Here is a 20,476-nt window from a genome sequence, read left to right on the forward strand (position 1 = left end):
TACCCTGCTATATTAAATTTAACATATGGGAATTACGTGTGCACAAATGAAAGCTTTGTTGTGTAAGGCAACTTCCCCCTGTCACCCGGTGGTGGCGTTGTTGCGTGGTTCCGATGTCATCAACTATGTTTTAAATTAAAAAGAAGAGATTTTAATTTAGCATTAGCGATGACAATAATTTTACGCATTAAAGCGGTAAGAGCGACCATTTTCTTTTTACCATTGTTAATGAGTCGCTCATAAAAGAGTCTTAAACCAGAAGTCTTGCTATTACGGGCTGACATAGCAGCAAGGAATAGTATAGCTTGACTCCTGCTCTACCATGTCCTACCTTTCTATATCCTTGATATTTACCACTATCATTAGCTTTTGGAGCAAGCCCTGCAAGAGAAGCAATCTGCCGTCTTGTTAACTTCCCTAACTCCGGTAATAATATTAATAACTCAAAAGCAACTATATTACCAATGCCATTTATCTCTTTCAATATCTCATGCTTTGCTTTTAACAGCTGATCTGATGATATAATCACTTCTACCTGATTAGTAATCTCTGTAATTTGATTACTTAAAACATCTATCATATTTATACAGCTATTTTTAACAAACTTATCTGTATTTGCTTGTTGTAATCTATTCTTTTCGGCAACTAACATTTGCTTTAAATCATTCCGTCTTTGTACTAACCGAAATAATTGTATATTTTGTTTTGATTCAGGCTTAAATACTTCAAGCTTATCTGCTCGCTCCTTACCATATAATCCTAATGCTTTAGCATCTAACTTATCTGTTTTTGCACTATTACCATATGATCTGATAAAATTCTTTACCTTTCTTGCATCTGCTCTATGTACTACATAACCTCTTTCACATAAGCTATACAATAACTCTAGTTCATATCCGCCTGTTGTTTCAACTACAGTTAGAGAGTTTGCTAAAATATCCTTATTATCATTAATAAATTCAAATATACCGAAACTTGTATTCTCATATTCTTTTGTATCTTTTATGCCCTCTATTCCTACTACAAAATTATATTTTCCTATATCAATTCCTATATGTTTGTGATATTTTATCATATGTACCTCGAGATTTTATATTGTTTAGGATTGTAATCGGGCGTGCTTATCGCATCCCTTCCAACTATTCAAACTTCTCGAGAGTCGGGCTATAGTACCTTGATGACTCCGGTCGTATAAAACCTACTATACCGTGACGGTCGCTTACGCCCGCTTAATACCCTATATCATTATATAGGGTATTAACACTCTCTTATAAATGTTTATATTACATTTATAACTTATATTATATCACTTTCTTTTCTTACAATGCCGTGGCGGCATGACACTGAGGACATTTTCCGATCTACGCAACAAAGCCACAACGAATCCCGAAATTTGACTTACCAAACCTTGAAATATCAAAGGTATATTTATGATTACTTTACTTGCAGCGATAACAGGTTTTATTAGTTCTATAATTCCTGAGATTTTGAAAATTTATAAAGATATTAACGATAAAAGGCATGAGATAGATATTTTAGATCGCCAAATTACTAATAACAAACTTAACCAATCTAAAACTTTTACTGAGCTTACAATATCACAAGAAATGGCAGAACAGCATGCCCTTTATTCTACTTATAAATCTGGAGTTAGTTGGGTTGATGCCTTAAACGGCTCGGTAAGACCGGTGCTTGCTTATAGTTTTTTTGCTATGTATGGAATAGTTAAATACGTTCAATATAAATCATTAAAAAGCTCTGCTCTATTAGTACAATATTTAGATATATTATGGACTATTGATGATCAAACCATCTTTGCAGGTATTATTAGCTTTTATTTTGGTCAACGTACTTTCAAAAAACTATATAAATATAATATTAATAGATAAAATTATTATTAAATAGTTAAAATATTAATTATTCTATTGTGAAAAGTTAATATTTTATGTATAATGCAAAATATAATATTTTTATAAGGGGATAATAAAATAATATGAATAAAGTAATAATGTATGGACCTGGCATTACGGATATTCCAAATACCACACATTTGGCAAGCATAAGATCAAGTGCAATAGATCAATATCTTAATAATCTTAATACACCTGTTGAACTATTTATACGTGCACATGGTTTAGAATATTTTCAAGAAAATTTACCATCTCAATTAAGTTTAAATTTATTTAGACCAGATAACGATTTTGATTCTTCAGAACGGCTGGCACATAATGTTCTTACAGAAATAGCTAAAAATACTATAGGAAATACCCCTAATATTGTACACATTTTTTCTTGCCATTCAGGAGCAGCTCAGCATAACTTAAAAGATGTTGAAGGTAATATAGTGTTATGTACTTATACTAAGCCTGAAAATGAATTAAATAATAGAACAAGTCGATTAGTATTTAATAGAAAAGAAACTTTAATAGATTTTATAGTAGAAAACTTACCTTTATTAATAGCTACTGATTTTACTATTAGCTATAAGTTAGATGATAATATACATACTCTTATGTTTGATCATACATCTATTAAAAAAATGGATTTAGTTACTTTCTCAGAATTTTTACAAATTCAATATAAGAATGTAGTAAAATTTTATACGGAACTTCAACAACAATATTCTAATAAATATCAAGAATTAATTCCTGAGTATGATTTTCCCAAAATAATCTCATATCTTCCTGAAAAATTAAAATCAGCATTTAATATTGTATTAAATGAACATTATCATAGCTTAACTAAATCAGAGATGAAGCATTTATTAAAAATTGATAATTCATATATTAGTATAATTTTAGACAAGGCTATTAAAGAATTTGATCTCAATACAGTTGAATTAATATTAGATAGTATTGAAATTAATAACTTACATATACTTTCAGCTATTTCAGCAAGTAACACTCTACCTTCAAATCAAAGTATACAAATATTTGAAATGGTATATGCTAAGATAAAAAATGCTGATTATAATATACTTCTACTATTCGCAATTAATGCAGAAAATCTTTCTGTAGCTGAATTTTTACTTGATAAAATACAAATTCAAACTTTTCATTTAATTTCAGCTATACAAAAAGCTAATCCAAACATAGTAAAAATATTACTTAATAAAGTAGAAAATATTGATAATTTAGTTTTAAACGAAGCTAATAAGTTAGGAAGCCCTCTTATATTCAAGTTAGTACTTAATAAAATGGTAGAAAACAACAGCTTAGTTTTAGCTGATATAATTAAAACAGCTACTCCATATTTTATAAAATTAGCACTTGATAAGATGAAAAAAGTTAATCAAGAAGATCTTGTGGAAGCTATTAAATTAGGCGATCAAAACATACTTAAGCTGATACTTAATAAAATTGAAAACCCTCATACAGAAATCTTTACGAATGACAGGGGTATAATCAAGCAAATGGAAGAAGTTATAAACTCACCTTTTAGTGATAATGCTATTTCTATAATTAAAACTGCATATAGTATAGAAAACCAAGAAATTATTGATTTAGGATTTAATAATACTCCTGAGCTACTTGGAGAAGATTTTTGTGCTCCAACTGCCGAGTAATATCTAACAGAGATAAGGTTTTTAAACCTTATCTCTATTAATATTCATCCATCTGCTATTTTCATCAATTTTAATAAGAGTAAGTCTCTTTTATTTTTTAAGACTTGAATTTTAGTAAAATGAATTTATATATTTAGAATATATACTTTTAATAAATAAAAATTTAGTAGACGAAGATCAACTTCAAAAAGAGCAAGGAGTTCATAAGACGAGGAGAGGAGCGTATACTTAATACGTGAGTACCGCAGTACTTATAGAACGACGTAGCCAATTTTTGAAGTTCATCGAGTATACAAGGTTAGTATTATGAAAATTAAAGCTTACATCCCAGCTATAGCAGCTGTCATCTTATCTAGTAATGCTACATTAGCAAATCAAAACCAAGCATATAACTCTAATCATACAACTTCCTTACATCAAGCAATAGAATTACTAGACAACCAGATTACAAATATTGATAATCTATTTAAAAATAAGTTACCTTTTTATGAATCTAATAGCATTAAGAGCAAATTTATTACTAAAGATAAACAATATATTATTATTATGGAAGTACCTGGTTTTGATAAAGATCATATCAAAATTAAAGTAAATGGTAATAAATTATTCGTTAAAGGAAACATTGAAGACAAAAATAAAGCCGATGATTCAAATAATTATATGAATAAGAACTTTAATTATGTAATATCTTTATATGAGGATGTAGATCAAAAAAATATTTCTTCAAGTCTAAAAAACGGTATACTTACTATCACCTTGCCACGCATAGAAGTTAAAGAGCAGGACGCAAAAGAAATACCGATTAATTAAATATAGCTTTAAGAAAGGTTAAATCATATGAATAAAACTTTGAAATACTCACTTATTATATTTATCAGTATAATATTATTGTTAATTATTATTCCTTTCTTTATCCCTTTGAACAATTATAAAGGGATAATAATAAATAAAGTCAAAGAAACGATAAATAGAGATTTAACTATTAATGGCGATATAAAATTATCTTTATTGCCGAATCCTGCAATATCCTTACCGGAAGTTAAATTATCTTCAATAGATAAAACAAAAGAGCCTTATTTAGTATCTGTTGAAAACGCTAAAGCTTCACTTAAGCTTCTACCACTTTTTAGAGGAGCAATTGAAGTAGCATCTGTAGAGCTACAAAAGCCGGTTATAAACTTTGAAGTTTTAAATAATGGACAAAAAAATTGGGAGTTTTCCACGCCTAAAAATAAAGCTGAAATAAATCAAGATGCTCCTATACCTACAGCTTCTAGTAATAAAAACGAGATAGAACTCCCTATTCTTATCAATCATTTTAAAATTTCAGATGGTAAAATTATATATAGAGAGAATGGTAATGAAAAAATATTTAACAATATTAATTTAGATACTCACGTTAAAAGTACTAAAGGTCCAATAGATTTTACTTTAGTATTAGAGGCTCTAGAGCAAAAAATTTATATAGATGGTAATATTGAAGAAATTGGAAAAGTAATACCGTTAAGTGCAAATATCAATATTGCGGACGAAAAAATTAAAATTGAGGGAAAGCTCGATAGTGAAAATAATTCTTTCATAGGTCTTGCAAATATTAAAGGTAATACTAAAACTTTAGGGCTGCCAAGTGATTTACAAAATGATTATGAGTTAACAGCATCCATAATTGCAGATAGCAAAAATCTAAATTTAAAAGATGCAAGGCTTAACTATACTAATATAGAATTACTGGCAAACGTAAATTATGATATAGAACATAGTAGTTTAAAGGCAAATATTATTGCAAATCCGGGTAATATCATTGGTGATATTAGCTCTAATTTAGATAAGGCGAGTATTTTCAATGGTAATATTAAAATAGCAGCAGATAATCTACAACCTTTACTTAACGCTCTGAAAATAAAAACTGATAAATTACCTCCTATTATTAACCAAAAAATTTCTCTTATTTCCAATGTAGTTTATAATTCACAAGCCTTAATTTTACATAATATCAATTTAATTGCTGGAAATAGTAATTTATCTGGTGATGTAACGCTGAAAAATCTGAAGCAAGACATATCTGCTATTCATAATTTAAAAATTAATAATTTTGAGTCATTTATGGCTTTGCTTGGAGTGAATAATTTAAGCCATATTGGTGTATTACAATTAAATGGGGAAGTGCAAAAAACTAAAGATACATTACAGATAAATGATAAAATATCAGCTTTTAATACTAATATAGCAATTAAAGGTGATGTTAATTTAGCTTCTCAAAAAACTAATTTTAACCTTAATATATACAGCCCATTAATTAACTTAGAAAAAATTACCTCAGGCAGCCCTGCTCCTGCACCTACATCTGCTTCTAATCCTGTTGCAAATAATACAGGTCAAGCGTCTGCTAATGCTCCTAAAAGTAGCACTCCTTGGTCAAATAGTCCTATTGATTTAAGCTTTTTAAATACAATCGAGGGACAGCTATCAGCAAATATAGATAAACTAACCAATGATTCATTGGTAATAAATAATTTTAAAGCAAAATTAGCTATTACCGGAGGTAAGCTAAATATTACTTCAGTTAGTGCAAATATTTATGGTGGCGATCTTAACGCAAACGGTTATGTAAGCTCAGGAAAAGATCAAAATGCAGCGATTAAAATTGATTTAAAAAATGCTTATGTTAAAAGCTTAACTCCACAAAGTGGTAAAATAAAAATAACCGATGGACGATTAAATTTTACCACCGAACTTAATTCTACTGGTAATAGCGTTTATACTTATGTTAATAATTTAAATGGACAATTTAACGTAAATAGTAGTAATGGAAAAATTAGCGGATTTGATTTAAACCGCATTGTGGATGCGATAAATAATGCTAAAAATACGGAAGGAGTTCTACGCCTTATTAATGGATCTTTTAGTGGCGGTACTACATCCTTTTCCAATTTAGTAGCAACCGGTAATATAGAGCGTGGCATGGTACGACTAACTGAATGTCATTTAGATGCTAGCCCAGCTAAAGCCAATGCTCATGGTCAGATTAACCTACCACAATATATGCTAGATGTTGGGGCAAGCGTCACTATCAATAATTTTCCTCCTCTAGGAGTCAAACTTTACGGTTCTATAAATAATCCACAACATAAATTAGATATAGAAGCTCTTCAAACATATTTAATAAAAAATGTATTTAGCAGCGTCATCAAAGATCTAAAAAGCGGTGAAAAGAAACCTGAAAATATTATAAAAGATGCTTTAGGTTTAAGAAAGAAAAAGGAAGATAGTAGTAATGAACAGAATAATACAGAGCAACCGCAAAACCAACCTACCGATCCTGTTAATAAACTGCTGCAAAAAGGATTAAAGAAACTGTTTTAAATAACTCAGATTTTATTCAGAATCTGAACTAAATATTGATTCACCGATACATTCTAAATTGAAAGATAATATTTTAGCAGGATAACATATTTTTCATCTTTAACTAATTTTTTTGTGGGATACTCATCATTATCGTTGTTATTCTTATCTATATCTTCTTCGTATTTTCGTTTTATACCTCTATTTCCAAATTTTTCTTCTTCTAATTCTATGAAATCGTAAGGTATTTTTTTCTCTTCAATGTAAGATATTAGATCATCTATATCTTCTTCAATCTCTGAATCATTATATAAATTACTTGTGAAATTATTCTTATATTTGTTAATTTCTTTTAAGATTGAATTAAGTCTATTTGAGGGTATGAAGTTCTTTTTCTCTAGAGAGTAATAATCCAAGCACATTTTTGCTATTCTTTCTAAGTATTTATTATTTTTTATAAGATCGTCATTTATTATATTTTGAATCTCGTTAATTTCTGCACATATTCCTAATAATATCAAAAGATTTTTAAGATTTGCAGAATTATTAATTTGTTTATGATATGGGCTAGCTTTTTCATCTGACTGACAATTTATTATATCAGATAATATCCACAAGAATTTATCTTTATAATCTAATGAATATTTTGTTTTGAAATTTAGGTATTTACTTAGAGCATCATTAATTTTTGAATTTTCATTTACCCATTGTCTACATTTTTCAGTATCATAAATTTTATCATTGATCAACTCTATGACTTGATTACTTTTTACAAAATTTTCTAATATTTTTTGTTCTTCATTTGTAAATTTTCTTGTATTAACCATTACTGCCCTTATAAAAAATGATTTTAAAAGGGCATTATATAGGCTTATTAATAAAAAGTAACTATTTTGTGATTAGATTTGTCAAGGTAGTTTAAAACTATACTCGACAAAAATCTAAAAGTAGAAATATAAAGAACAAATAAAATATAGAATAAGCAAAAAATCTTTTTGCCTGCTTATTATCAGCATTATCATAAAATAATGATATAGAATAATATAAAAACACTAAACCAAGTACCGCAGCAATTACTAAATATATAATATTACTCATACCTACAAAAAAAGGCTTAAGAGAAGTCAAAAATAAAAGTACGCTGTAAATTAGAATTTGTTTCTTAGTATATAAAGCTCCTTTTATTACAGGCATCATAGGCACTTTACAGTTTTTATAATCATCGTTACAAAATAAAGCCAAAGCCCAAGAATGAGGCGGTGTCCAAATAAAGATAATGAGGAACAATATAACAGAATCCAAAGACACGCTGCCACTTACAGAAGCATAACCTATTACAGGAGGGAGAGCTCCAGCAGCTCCACCAATAACAATATTTTGGATAGAACTACGCTTTAACCACATAGTATAAATGCATATATAATAAAAAATAGTAAATAATAATAATAATGCTGATAGGAAATTTACGCATAATGCCATAAAAAATACTGAAAAGAATGCCATTATTAATCCAAATGATAACGCTTCATCAGCTTCTATAGCTCCTCTAACTATCGGTCTTTTTTGTGTACGTTTCATCAAAGCATCAATATCCCTATCATACCACATATTAATCGCTCCAGCACTACCTGCACCTATGGCTATACAGATTAAAGCAATTACACTAATGAAAGGATGCAGAGAATTAGGAGCAAGCCACATTCCAGAAAAGCCAGTAAAAACAACCAATGACATTACACGTGGTTTCATTAGTAAAATATAGTCTTTAACTGTACTTTGAGGATAACTAACTTTATCTAAATTTATTGATTTTGTTAAAGAATTCATATAAAAGTTTTTTTACTAAATATAAAAAGTTTTAAGGTAAAAATCAACGATTGACTTTAATGTAAGAAATGTATATATTTTTTTGTAATTATAATTTAAAAGTTAAGGATATTTTCAGTGACAAAAATCGTACGTTCTAAATATAAAGCTAGTAGAAGACTTGGTGTTAGCTTATGGGGTGATGGTAAAGATGCATTTAATACCCGAAATTATCGCCCAGGTCAACATGGACGCAATACCATGGTTAAAACCTCCGATTATGGGTTACATTTAAAAGCTAAACAAAGAATAAAATGCCATTACGGTCGTATCACTGAAAAGCAATTTAGAAATATCTTTGGATTTGCTCAAAAAATGAAAGGTAATACTGGTGAGAACTTCATCGGATTACTTGAAAGTAGACTTGACTCTATAGTTTACAGAATGAATATTGCACCAACTATTTTCTCTTCTAGACAATTAATATCACACGGTCATATTAAAGTAAATGGTAAGAAAGCTGATATAGCAAGTATGCGTCTTAAAGAAGGTGATGTTATAGAGATCAAAGAAGCTTCAAGACAAATGGGCATCATTCAAGAATCAGTTTCAAAGCAAGGTCAAACAACACCTGATTATGTATCATTTGATGTAGATTCATTAAGTGGTAAATATCTAAGAGTCCCAACAATTTCCGACGTTAGATATCCTTTTACTCCTGAAGTTCATTTAGTAGTCGAGCTATATTCTCGTTAATAGTATACTCGTTTAATTTGAAAAATTGGCTATAGTGTATTAATAACTTGATACAAACGAATTTTGTAGGATCTGCCTGTGTTCACGTATTAATTATACGCTCCGCAGGCTCACCTTGAAGTTTATCTTATCTGAAGCTTTATTATACCCTGTACGTCATACTATAAGTACATAGGTAACTCACTTTACTTGCGTCTACGCTCCAGTTCCTCGTCTTGCGGACTCCTTGCTCTTTTCCAAATAAAACCTCGTTCTACCTACTGTTGTTATATCTTTTTCATTTAGGTATGGTTGTCATGTAGATTGAAAAACATCTTCATTGTTACCCCGTGGCAACATTGCCTGCGTGGATCGGTTTTCCAATTGTCATCCCGTGATTTATGAACTAGAGCCAGTTAAAAATACTCATAAAATTAGTATTTTTTATTATTTTCTGGATCTAGTTCCCAAGCAACTAGATGACACCGAGAGTGTTTTTTTGATCCAGACAACAATGCCCCCAGTGGCGTGGATCAGTTTTTCCATCATTGCGAGGAAATTACGAAATAATTTGACGAAGCAATCTAGTAAAATGCATAGCATTTTTTATTATTTTTTCTGGATTGCCACGCTCCTTGCAGTCGCATAGCTCATAACGTACTATCTGGCACTATTCCTTTAACTGCCCCGTACTATAAAATCTATAAGCAAAGTCCCGAGTAGGGCTATTACACCATAATTTCATTATAGCCTACATCATCAGTATGCTCTTCACCTTCGAGTTCAATATCTTCTTTTAAAGCTTCTATAGCACAACTACTTAACATATCGTCTTTAGCTTGCTCTTCTTGCCATTTTAAACTTGCTTGTTCAAAATTAACAACCCGTTCTTTTACTTCTTCTAATGTATAGCTTTTAGCCTTTTGTAAAAACTGCTCTATATCTTCTTTTAGGTCTGGATTTTTTTCCATAAAATTCCTCAAAAAATTTTCTTTACACCTGTTAATAGTTCAGCTTTTTCATATTCTATATCATCCTTCAAAACCTTCATTTTTTAAATCTAAAACTTTGTTTTTCGGGGTTTAGCTTTTACAACTTCTATATTCTTATCCTCTTCAAATCCCTCATCCACAATATTATTCCTATCAAAAACATTAGAAAATAATTCTTTATAATAATCATTCTCAACAATTTTATTATCGGGGTTATTTTTATTATAATTAACGACCACCCTATCAACAATTTCTTTAAAATTTTCATTATAATTTATATTCTTAAAATTAGAGCTTTCATGAATAGATTTGTTTGCTAGCTCTTTAAGTACTTGAAGATTTTCAGAGCTTGAATTACTCATTCCAGAATGCTCTTCTGGAATATAGGTAGCTATTTCTATTAGTTTATCACCAAAAATTTTTTGTGTGATCATTTCATCAGATAATTGCGTTGCATCTAAAATTTTACCTGTTATATTGTTTTTTAATAACTCTATTATTCCTCCACCACAACAAATAGTTTGGTACTCATCATTTGATTCTTCTTTTAATGATAGATACATAGCATTATCAATTTTATAATTATTTTCCTCCAATAATTTCCATGTCATTAAAGCCGGATCATTAGCATACACCCCTCCATCAATAATAGTATGATGTTTAGTGTTAGTAACATTACTTAATGATTTACTAGGAAAAAATCCTGGTGCAGCAGTTATTCCTTGAATTATATCAGATAGTAAATAATTATTATCATCACTCTTCCTAGCATCTATTGTAGAAAAAGTAATAAGTGGATTTTCTTTATTATCAAGATCATAGCCTGTAACTACAACATCTCCGATTAAATCTTTTAAAGTGTAATCCTTACAATATTCTTTCAATAATTTTATTAAAGGTTCTGGAGAAAATTTATTACTTAATAAGCCGTTTAAACTCCATACTTTCCTAAAAGTTAATTCCTGCGGAAAAATATCTTGAGCCATTTTTTCAAATAAATCTACAACCTCTTGCATAGTAAGTAATGGTTTATGAGAATCATTAGGATCAGGTATTCCAGACAAAATAGCAATAAGTCCACCAACACTAGTACCTCCTCTAACGGGAAATAATTCACATGTGGGCTTACCAGTTAATTGCTCTATATTGTTTAATATTACTACTTCTATATCCCCTTTTACACCTCCTCCTTCTAATAACAAAAGATTTATTCCATTATCATTAGTTTTTACGCCATCTATTATCTCTGCCATCACAATAACCCCAAAGTTTAATTGTGCGACAATATATAATAAAAGTTAATAATTGTCAACTTATTGCTTTTTGAATACTTAGTATATTTTAACTTGTTAAATAAAGTTACAACTATTAGTAACTTGATTAGTAGTTAATATTTTAGTATATAGATAAGGATATTTAAAAAATTAAGGGTAGAAATTATGATTGAGTATGATCCTAAGGATATAGGGCTAAAAGTTGTTGAAATATATCCAGATGTACAAAAAGTACTAAGTTTATTTATTATTCCTGAGCAAAAACAATATTTAATTAATTATGTGCAAAGCAAGATATTAGAATGTATGCCAAAAAAAGATGTAATTACTGCAATAGCAACAGTTAATTGTGTTTTAGGTACTGTAGAAATTTCACCGCAAGAATTTAATCTAAGCTTTATAGAATCAATAGCACAACAAAACGATTATACAGATTTTGCGGTTAGTTTTTTAGGCTTATGCGATGCTTTTACTAAATAAGAAAAACTAATTTATGAAAAAAAAATACTATATAGACAGCTCTGATGAAGAAAAAGAAAATCAGATAATAAATAAAATTATCTCTATAAATTATAACAATTATTTATTTAATAATATAATAAATATTAAAAATATTCATAATGCTGATGAATTTAAAGCCAAACTAGGATTAATATTACATAACTTAGCTGATAGATTCTTTAGGAGTTCTATAATAAATAATGCTTATCAAAAAATTAAAGAAAGAAAATTAAGTTTAAAAGATACAAATCGTAATAAACTATTAGATAATATCAAGTTGTCATTTAATATTAAACTGGATCAATTATTTATTAATAATAAGGAAAATCCTATTACAGATGAAGACTATATTCAATTATTTAATTTTTTATTTGATAAACATGTTAACTTACCAAATGTCTTTATTACTAAAAACGAAATTACAAATAATAAAATTAAAAGTTCTCTAATTGAAGAAATACAAAAAAACAGAGAAATTAATTTAAAGCTTTTATTTCAAAATAATTTAAATATTGAAATAAAATCAAATAATTCTGCAAAAATTCTAGCTTGTTCAAAAGTTACTAATCGAAATAATAAAAATAAAATAAAATATTTGACGATAAAGGAAGCTAAAAACCACAGCTCTTCTACTTCTTATGAACTATCAAATTCAGAACTACCTGCTTTTACTGATAGCCACGTAATACATTATGAAACCGGCAATGTACAAACTGAGATATTCGGATTTGGAACTTATAAAGATATTTTTCAAAGAATGTTACGTAACGAAGCACATAGAGAAAATATAGTAGAACGTATTTTTGAATTAGTTCAGAACAAAAAAATTGCTAATACAGAAAAACTTTCTCAAGAATTAAATAATTTTGCGGAACAGTTAACTCATCTATTGTTTATAGTCGAAATGCAAAGGAATAATGCTACTTTATTTACTGCTCCTATGTTTCTTGAGCTTATTATCAAAGATACTAAATATTTAAAAGAAGAAATTTTTTTCCATTATCAATTCAAACTGCAATTTCAAAATCTAGAGGAATAGTTAATAATAATTGTTTTGAGTTACCTAATACTCATTTTATGGATTATGATATAAATAATATTAAAGAAGATTTTTTGTTACTTAGAAATGAAGGTCATATATTAGTTGAATGGTTTAGCAAATTTGTAAATATTAAATTAGAACATATTAATCAATTATTTAATATAATAACTTCTGTACAAGCAACTAAAATTAAGATAAACGAAAACATTAATTTAATAAATTTAAAAGAATTACAAGATTTCGTTAAATTAGTTAATAGCACAAATTTTTCCAATGGCTTAGTTAAATCATTAGAAGAAAATTTATATAATTTAATTCCTCATTTTGGCAGTCGACCAGAACAATATTTATTATTATTTAAAGAAGCCCTATTAAAAAAAACCATATTTTCAAAGAAAGTTAAGGATTTGATAGAAAATACATTTTTTGAATTCCAAAAAATATTACCTAAGCTTGATTCTTTTTTGGTTAAAGTCCAAGCAGATTTAAAAAAGGATATCAAGAAAATTATCCCTGAGATTTTACAAATTTTATGTGCGAAGATAAAAGAATGGTACAATATTGATGCACCTGAATATATCACAAGTGTAAAAACAGTAGAAGAGTTTAAAAATAAAGAAGTATTAAAAGATATTACAGCCAAAATAAATAACTCTAATTCTATATTTTCTCAATCCGGAGATAAATTAAAATTTTCAATACCTCCTATTAAGAGAAAAATAGTTAGTACTGAAAATATTAATAACAAACTTTTAAAAACTCATAATGAAGAAACTTATGATTCAAGTTTAGATGATGCAATAAAAGAATATTATAAAATAATGGGGGAAGATAGCAGCTCTATATCCTTGTAAAACTACTATTAATATTATAATTTTTTTCTGGTCCTAGGATGTGGTAATTAAGAGTAAAGGAGTTGGGATCTAAAAATATATAGGTAGCATTATAGTGGTCTTTACCGCATAAATGCCTACCTGTAGCTGTTATACTTTTCTGCTTTGAAGAATTGGCTCTGCAAAACTTCGAGGAACTCACATGCTCACCTATTAAGTATAGGCTGTGCGTACTCGACCCTTGCTTTACATTCCAATTATCCAAATCATTCGAGTATATATTATTGATGAAATCTAACTGATAAAACAAGCTGTTTTCTGGAGTAGTAAAATATTTGGTGATATTATTATTTTCCAGAATATATTTATATTCTTTTACTGCAAATATTTGATTATCACAGCCATAATAATTAAAAATTAGCTCTTCCTTATATAGTAATTCGTTAGGATTAATTTCTAAAAAATACGCACACCCTTCCCCATAACCACAATTCTCTATGGTTCTTTTAATATCGTACTTCCCAGAGAGTTTTGAAAAGATTTTTTTTATAGAGGTACTGCTAATAGTGGTTTTTTGGGGGATTAATTAGACGAATTATATGTCATTCCTGCGGAAGCGGGAATCCAGCATAAAGCGAGATAATATCGAGCTTTTAACTCCAAAAATTTACTATATTTATGCTTTTTTCTGGATTCCCGCTTCCGCGGGAATGACATATGGACTATACAACAACGCTTGTCACAATAACGCACAGGCTAATTCTGCAAGATTTTCATCATTAGGTTAATCTCTTCGCGTAATTCTAAGTCGCTTTCTAATAGCTCTTCTACTTTCTTGATGGCGTGCATAACTGTTGTATGGTCTTTTTTACCGAATTTTTTACCTATATCGACTAGACTTTTAGGGGTGAGGATTTTACTTAAATACATAGCTATCTGACGCGGTCTTGCAATGGTACGCATTCTACGAGGTGAGGACATATCAGATAATTTAATATTGTAACGATTAGCTACTTTTTTCTGAATATCTTCAACTGTAATTATCCTTTCATTAGAACGGAGCAAATCTCTTAAAATATTTTGTGTATTTTCGAGTGTTATTTCTTTTGCAGTAAAGTTAGAGTGAGCAATAACCTTATTTAATGCTCCCTCAAGCTCTCTTACATTTGAAACAATCTTAGAAGCTAAAAAATCAATTACATCTTTTGGAACTTTAACGTTCATCTGCTCAATTTTAGACTCTAAAATACCAAGACGTAACTCATAAGTAGTGCTATGAACATCTGCCACTAAACCCCACCCTAAACGGGATTTAATTCGGTCTTCAATATCATCTAAATCGGAAGGCGATCTATCGCAAGAAATAACCATCTGACGGTTATTATCAATCAGCGTATTGAACGTATGGAAGAACTCTTCCTGCGTACTATCTTTACCACAAATAAACTGAATATCATCAATCATTAATACATCGACTGAGCGAAATTTCTCTTTAAAAGACATTACTTCTTTGTTACGCAAAGCTTTAACAAATTGGTACATAAATTTTTCTGCCGACATATATATAACCTTACGGCTTGGGTTATTTTGTTTTATATACCAACCAATTGCATGCATTAAATGTGTTTTACCAAGCCCTACCCCACCATATAGGAAGAGAGGGTTAGATTCGGAAACTGCACTTGATGACTCGGCTACTGCTCTTGCAACAGCATAAGCAAGCTCATTTGGAGCACCAACAACAAAATTATCGAAAGTAAAACGTATATCAAACGTTGAGAAAATATTTTCTGAATTAAGCTCACTACTACCAATATCGGCAAAAGTTTTAGTAGGCAACTCAAGAGTTGCTTGATTAGATGCCGGCAATTCTTTAGTAATTATTTCTACTGTTTTAATAGCATTATTATAATGCTGAAATAATTGCAATATAACGACAGAATATTTAGATTTTATCCAATCTCTAATAAAATTGGTAGGAGCACAAAGAATAACAGTATTTAGTGAAGATTCTATAAAATTGACCTTACTAAACCAGCTATTATATAAAGCCTCACCGTAATAGTTATAAAGGTCTTGGGTTACGTTACTCCAGACATTTACACTATTATCATTTTGATTTGTTAAAATTATTTGATTAGTATTCACTTAAAACTGCCACGGTAAGTTACTTTGTTTCCAGCCTTTATTTTGAAGATTTCCCTCGAAACCATCAATAATATTATAACAATTTTTATAGCCTATATTAGCCATAAAATTTGCTGCCATTAATGATCTATGCCCTGATCTACATAAAAAAATATAATGTTAGACATTTTATCATCAATAATAGATAAAAATCTATCTTCAAAATCTTTATTCAGCTCCATAAAAGGTGATAGCTGCCAACTTAAAAAGATTACATTATTTTTATTACTTAAACTCGGAACACCCACATTTTTCCATTCTTCTTCTGTTCTAACATCAACAAGAAAAGTATTATTATTCGAAACCAGCATATTATAAGCTTCTTTAGAACAGATATTTTGAACTAACATATTTTGCCTATTACTTATATTGCTGTTATATATAATAAAATGTTTAAACTATTGGATTTTATTCATGCGAAGATGAATTTGTTAGATAGTATAGCTTTCGCAAAACCTTAAATATTTTTAAAATATTCTTGGTCTCTGATAGTTTTAATAATATTATCATAAAAAAATTTTGCAAGATTTTATAACATGAATAAATTAAATAAAAACTCTTTACAAAAGAAACTTTTTTATCGTAGTAAAAATCGTGGTTGCAAAGAAATGGATTATATATTAGGCAATTTTGCTAGTCTTTATCTACCTTTCATGGCGGAAGAAAAACTTTTAAGCTATGCTTTAATACTTGATCAAAATGACAATGACCTTTATAATTGGATTACTAATAAATCTTCCGTTCCTTCTAATTTAGATGCCGAAATAATGGAGCAATTACGCAAAATAATAAAAATATAATTTCCCATCATACATGTTACAACAAAAATTTCCACAAGCTGCTAAATCTTTCTTCACAATTGATAGCTTTATAAAGAATTCTAAGCAAGATTTTGTCTTAGTTACAAGCAATGAAGAAGAGGCGTTGCAATTATACAAGCAGGCTTTATTTTTTTTACCGAGCGAAAATATATATTATTTTCCGAGCTATGATACAATTCCTTATGACCATACGTCACCAAATTGCAATATTTTATCTAAGCGAGCCGAAACATTAAGTAAACTTACGACCAATAAAGGAAATAAATTAGTCATTACTCACGCAACGAATTTATTGAATAAATTACCACCTAAGGATTTCTTTGCTAAATATTATCTAAAACTATTTCCTAAAATGAAACTAAGTGCGAACGAGCTTAGTAAGTTTTTGGTAGAGAATAGCTTTACAAGAAATGCAAGCACTGTTGATGTTGGAGAATTTGCAGTAAGAGGCGAGATTGTTGACTTAATATTACCTGAATCTAAAGGCTATAGAATTAATTTTAGCTGGGATTATGTCGAGTCTATCAAACAGTTTGATATTGATACGCAAATCTCAACCAGATCTTGTAATGAGCTAATTATTAGTCCAGCAAATGAGATAGTTTTAAATCCTGAAACAATCAGTAATTTTAAAGATAATTACCTGCGTAATTTTGGAGTTAATCATACCGATAATCCTTTATATGAAGCAATAACCGGCGGAAGAAAGTTCTCAGGTTATGAGCAATTACTACCTTTATTTTATGATAGCTATTCGGGTCTAACAGACTACCTTAATAATCCGGTCATTATCTTTGATAATCTAACAAAACAAGCTATTTTAGAATTCGAGCATAGCTATAACGATTTTTACAAAGCAAGGCTAGATGCCAATAAACTTAAATTTAACAGCTTTTACCCTACTCTTTCACCATCCCAGCTATATTTTACTTCTCTTGAAGCTATAGAATTACTTGAGCAGGAAAATAATATCCTAATTAGCTATGAAAATTCTGAGCAGGCTAGCATAGTTGAAAATATAGCAGCTGCCAGCTTTGTAGAAAAGAAAACTATTTTTGATAAGCTGTTTGAAGTTATCAAAGCTAATTCTCGTAAGAAAATTATTATAGGCTCAAGTGTTTTAAGTAGCTTTGAAAGAGTTAAAAGTATAATCGAAAACTATGAATATAGTTATAATGAAATAGAATATTTAGAAGAGGCTAAAACAAATACTATCAATATTGCTATATTACCTTTAAATCAAAGCTTTTCTACTCCTGAATATTTATTTATTGCAGCTAGCGAACTGTTAGAAGAAAAAGTTACCCCTACAAATACTAACAAGAAACTTAAGAATATTTTACTTGAGCTTGATCATTTAGCCGAGGGAGAGCTAATAGTCCATAAGGATCATGGTATAGGGCAGTTCTTAAAGCTTGAGGCTTTAGAGATTAAAGGCAAGCTTCACGATTTCTTAAAGATTCTCTACGCCGGTAATGATAAGCTATATATACCAGTTGAAAATATTGAGGTAATAAAGAAATATGGCAGTGATGTAGCACAGCTTGATAAGCTAGGCAGCGTCTCATGGCAAAAAAATAAAGCTAAACTTAAAAACCGTATTAAGGAAATTGCCTTGCATTTAATGCAAATAGCTGCCAAAAGAAAGCTTAATACCACTGCTGCTATTGAATTTGACCTTGAAGAATATGATAAATTTTGTGCTAAATTTCCTTTTACTGAGACTGAAGATCAATTAAACGCAATAAATGATATTAGAGAAGATTTAAGCAATGGCATGTTAATGGATAGGCTAATATGTGGGGATGTTGGCTTTGGTAAAACTGAAGTAGCAATGCGTGCTGCCTTTATGGTTGCTAAATCCCTAAACGAAAATTCACCACAAGTGGCGGTTGTCGTACCAACTACTATCCTGTGCAGTCAGCATTTTGCAAGATTTACGGAAAGGTTTAAAGATTCTGACTTAAATATCAAACAATTATCTAGCGTTGTTAGCTCCAAAGAAGCAAAAATTGTTAGATCGGAACTTGAAAGCGGCAAGATAAATATAATAATAGGTACGCATTCTTTACTGCATAAAGTGACTAAGTTTTGTAACCTTAAACTATTAATTATAGATGAAGAACAACATTTCGGAGTTGGTCAAAAGGAATTCCTTAAATCGCTAAAATCTTCTACCCACGTGCTTGCAATGTCTGCGACTCCAATACCTCGCACCTTACAAATGTCGATGACCGGCTTAAAAGAGCTAAGCATTATCGCAACACCTCCACTAAACAGGCTGGAAGTCCGCACCTCTGTTATGCCGTTTGATCCTGTTATTATCAGGGATGCATTACTGCATGAGCATTTTAGGGGCGGTAAAAGCTTTTTTGTCGTTCCAAGAATTAACGATATAGAGGATATCGAAAAGCAGTTAAAGCAAATCGTCCCTGAATTAAGCTATAAAGTCGCACATGGTAAAATGTCGCCGAATAAAATTGACGAGATCATGAGTGAATTTTATGCCGGCAAATTCGATATATTAATCTCAACAACTATAATAGAGTCAGGAATTGATATACAAGACGCTAATACTATGATTATCCATAAAGCCGATATGCTGGGCTTGAGTCAGCTATATCAATTACGTGGAAGAATCGGACGTGGTAAGATGCGAGGTTATGCCTACTTAACACTGCCAAGTCATAAAAAAATGACGCCACATAGCTTAAGACGTTTAGAGATAATCCAGAATAGCTGTGCTCTCGGTTCAGGCTTTACTATCGCAAGCCATGATATGGATTTACGGGGTTTCGGTAATTTAATAGGTGAAGAGCAATCAGGGCAAATTAGAGAAGTCGGAACAGAGCTTTATCAAGAAATGCTGGAAGAACAGATAGCTATTTTTAAAGATGAGCCGATAAGCGGCGAGCAGCCTTTCATCCCGACTATTAATTTAGGTTTATCGGTCTTTATTCCTGATAATTATGTATCAGATTCAGTTCTAAAGCTTGGTTTATATAGAAGAATAGGTAATCTAAACGATGATCTGGAAGTAGAAAAATTTAAAGACGAAATGATAGATAGATTTGGCAGCTTGCCAACTGAATTTAATAATTTACTTGATATTGTCAAAATAAAACTATTATGCTTTAAATTGAACATTGAAAATCTAGATTCAGGCGATAACGGTTTTGTAATTAAATTTTATAAAAACGCTGATATGGCTGATAAGATTCTAAAATTTGTCAGTACCTATACTGCTAACGCAAAAATTAAACCTGATAATAAATTAGTGTTTATCAAGAAGTTAGTAGGTAAGACTATAATTACTGAGGCGAATCAGCTATTATGGAATTTATCGGAAATTTAAGCGTCATTGCGGGGAGCAAATGG

At 29.8% G+C, this 20,476-nt stretch carries 16 protein-coding genes and 2 pseudogenes; 10 read left to right on the forward strand and 8 right to left on the reverse strand.

Annotation, left to right across the window (positions count from 1 at the left end; all coding sequences use genetic code 11):
• Positions 1 to 119: 119 nt before the first annotated feature.
• Positions 120 to 284: a hypothetical protein gene (locus tag RBE_RS09230; protein ID WP_011476965.1), complete on the reverse strand. Its 165-nt coding sequence runs from the start codon at positions 282 to 284 to the stop codon at positions 120 to 122.
• Entirely contained in the window at positions 251 to 1,075 is an 825-nt protein-coding gene (locus RBE_RS04335) for an IS110 family transposase (protein ID WP_011476964.1), read from the reverse strand. Before RBE_RS04335 ends, RBE_RS09230 begins: the two co-directional genes overlap by 34 nt.
• Before the next feature lie 355 nt (positions 1,076 to 1,430).
• Between RBE_RS04335 and RBE_RS04340 the strand changes: the two genes are divergently transcribed.
• The 4 genes from RBE_RS04340 (at position 1,431) to RBE_RS04355 (ending at position 6,928) form a co-directional block, all read left to right on the forward strand.
• Positions 1,431 to 1,889 (forward strand): hypothetical protein, encoded by a 459-nt coding sequence (locus RBE_RS04340; RefSeq protein WP_011477501.1) that lies wholly within the window; start codon positions 1,431 to 1,433, stop codon positions 1,887 to 1,889.
• Positions 1,890 to 1,993: 104 nt separating this feature from the next.
• Entirely contained in the window at positions 1,994 to 3,565 is a 1,572-nt protein-coding gene (locus RBE_RS04345; protein ID WP_011477502.1) for a hypothetical protein, read from the forward strand.
• Positions 3,566 to 3,877: 312 nt separating this feature from the next.
• The gene (locus RBE_RS04350) at positions 3,878 to 4,375 is read left to right on the forward strand and encodes an Hsp20/alpha crystallin family protein (protein WP_187145761.1); all 498 of its coding nucleotides are present in this window, start codon (positions 3,878 to 3,880) and stop codon (positions 4,373 to 4,375) included.
• A gap of 27 nt (positions 4,376 to 4,402) precedes the next feature.
• Positions 4,403 to 6,928, forward strand: a complete 2,526-nt coding sequence (locus tag RBE_RS04355; protein ID WP_011477504.1) for an AsmA family protein — start codon at positions 4,403 to 4,405, stop codon at positions 6,926 to 6,928.
• A 53-nt stretch (positions 6,929 to 6,981) separates the two neighbouring features.
• Here RBE_RS04355 and RBE_RS04360 read toward each other — a convergent pair whose 3' ends face one another.
• Positions 6,982 to 7,734, reverse strand: a complete 753-nt coding sequence (locus RBE_RS04360) for a hypothetical protein (RefSeq protein ID WP_011477505.1) — start codon at positions 7,732 to 7,734, stop codon at positions 6,982 to 6,984.
• A gap of 97 nt (positions 7,735 to 7,831) precedes the next feature.
• Positions 7,832 to 8,734 (reverse strand): heme o synthase, encoded by a 903-nt coding sequence (gene cyoE / locus RBE_RS04365; RefSeq protein ID WP_011477506.1) that lies wholly within the window; start codon positions 8,732 to 8,734, stop codon positions 7,832 to 7,834.
• 117 nt (positions 8,735 to 8,851) lie between these two features.
• Between cyoE and rpsD the strand changes: the two genes are divergently transcribed.
• Positions 8,852 to 9,469, forward strand: a complete 618-nt coding sequence (rpsD, locus tag RBE_RS04370; RefSeq protein WP_011477507.1) for a 30S ribosomal protein S4 — start codon at positions 8,852 to 8,854, stop codon at positions 9,467 to 9,469.
• Between the two features lie 707 nt (positions 9,470 to 10,176).
• On the opposite strand, the pseudogene RBE_RS04375 reads toward rpsD, so the two are convergent.
• Positions 10,177 to 11,693, reverse strand: a pseudogene (locus tag RBE_RS04375) (patatin-like phospholipase family protein).
• A gap of 186 nt (positions 11,694 to 11,879) precedes the next feature.
• On the opposite strand from RBE_RS04375, the gene RBE_RS04380 reads away from it, so the two are divergent.
• The 3 genes from RBE_RS04380 to RBE_RS09240 are packed head-to-tail and all read left to right on the forward strand — an operon-like array spanning position 11,880 to position 14,111.
• On the forward strand, positions 11,880 to 12,194 hold the full coding sequence (locus RBE_RS04380; protein WP_011477510.1) for a hypothetical protein: 315 nt from the start codon (positions 11,880 to 11,882) through the stop codon (positions 12,192 to 12,194).
• A 13-nt stretch (positions 12,195 to 12,207) separates the two neighbouring features.
• On the forward strand, positions 12,208 to 13,254 hold the full coding sequence (locus RBE_RS09235) for a hypothetical protein (protein WP_011477511.1): 1,047 nt from the start codon (positions 12,208 to 12,210) through the stop codon (positions 13,252 to 13,254).
• A 38-nt stretch (positions 13,255 to 13,292) separates the two neighbouring features.
• Positions 13,293 to 14,111, forward strand: coding sequence for a hypothetical protein (locus RBE_RS09240; RefSeq protein ID WP_011477512.1), 819 nt, complete (start codon positions 13,293 to 13,295; stop codon positions 14,109 to 14,111).
• Here RBE_RS09240 and RBE_RS09245 read toward each other — a convergent pair.
• The 3 genes and pseudogenes from RBE_RS09245 to RBE_RS04410 form a co-directional block, all read right to left on the reverse strand.
• Positions 14,098 to 14,673, reverse strand: a complete 576-nt coding sequence (locus RBE_RS09245; protein WP_338053123.1) for a DUF6314 family protein — start codon at positions 14,671 to 14,673, stop codon at positions 14,098 to 14,100. The two genes, RBE_RS09240 and RBE_RS09245, sit on opposite strands and share 14 nt — an antisense overlap.
• Positions 14,674 to 14,846: 173 nt before the next feature.
• On the reverse strand, positions 14,847 to 16,238 hold the full coding sequence (dnaA, locus tag RBE_RS04400) for a chromosomal replication initiator protein DnaA (RefSeq protein ID WP_011477514.1): 1,392 nt from the start codon (positions 16,236 to 16,238) through the stop codon (positions 14,847 to 14,849).
• Positions 16,239 to 16,627 (reverse strand): annotated as a pseudogene (locus RBE_RS04410) (rhodanese-like domain-containing protein). It abuts the gene before it with no gap.
• A 186-nt stretch (positions 16,628 to 16,813) separates the two neighbouring features.
• Between RBE_RS04410 and RBE_RS04415 the strand changes: the two are divergent.
• A complete protein-coding gene (locus tag RBE_RS04415; protein WP_011477516.1) occupies positions 16,814 to 17,077 on the forward strand; it encodes a succinate dehydrogenase assembly factor 2 in 264 nt (87 codons plus the stop codon).
• A gap of 13 nt (positions 17,078 to 17,090) precedes the next feature.
• Positions 17,091 to 20,453: a transcription-repair coupling factor gene (gene mfd / locus RBE_RS04420; RefSeq protein WP_011477517.1), complete on the forward strand. Its 3,363-nt coding sequence runs from the start codon at positions 17,091 to 17,093 to the stop codon at positions 20,451 to 20,453.
• Positions 20,454 to 20,476 lie beyond the last annotated feature (23 nt).

Source organism: Rickettsia bellii RML369-C, from assembly GCF_000012385.1.
GTDB lineage: Bacteria > Pseudomonadota > Alphaproteobacteria > Rickettsiales > Rickettsiaceae > Rickettsia > Rickettsia bellii.

Bases quoted from the DNA above. Each gene is read 5' to 3' on its own strand.
- RBE_RS04340 (WP_011477501.1), top strand. From the start codon at position 1,431: ATGATTACTTTACTTGCAGCGATAACAGGTTTTATTAGTTCTATAATT.
- RBE_RS04355 (WP_011477504.1), top strand. From the start codon at position 4,403: ATGAATAAAACTTTGAAATACTCACTTATTATATTTATCAGTATAATA.
- RBE_RS09235 (WP_011477511.1), top strand. From the start codon at position 12,208: ATGAAAAAAAAATACTATATAGACAGCTCTGATGAAGAAAAAGAAAAT.
- mfd (WP_011477517.1), top strand. From the start codon at position 17,091: ATGTTACAACAAAAATTTCCACAAGCTGCTAAATCTTTCTTCACAATT.
- RBE_RS09240 (WP_011477512.1), top strand. From the start codon at position 13,293: ATGGATTATGATATAAATAATATTAAAGAAGATTTTTTGTTACTTAGA.
- RBE_RS09230 (WP_011476965.1), bottom strand. From the start codon at position 284: ATGTCAGCCCGTAATAGCAAGACTTCTGGTTTAAGACTCTTTTATGAG.
- RBE_RS04415 (WP_011477516.1), top strand. From the start codon at position 16,814: ATGAATAAATTAAATAAAAACTCTTTACAAAAGAAACTTTTTTATCGT.
- RBE_RS04360 (WP_011477505.1), bottom strand. From the start codon at position 7,734: ATGGTTAATACAAGAAAATTTACAAATGAAGAACAAAAAATATTAGAA.
- RBE_RS04335 (WP_011476964.1), bottom strand. From the start codon at position 1,075: ATGATAAAATATCACAAACATATAGGAATTGATATAGGAAAATATAAT.
- RBE_RS04345 (WP_011477502.1), top strand. From the start codon at position 1,994: ATGAATAAAGTAATAATGTATGGACCTGGCATTACGGATATTCCAAAT.
- RBE_RS04380 (WP_011477510.1), top strand. From the start codon at position 11,880: ATGATTGAGTATGATCCTAAGGATATAGGGCTAAAAGTTGTTGAAATA.
- cyoE (WP_011477506.1), bottom strand. From the start codon at position 8,734: ATGAATTCTTTAACAAAATCAATAAATTTAGATAAAGTTAGTTATCCT.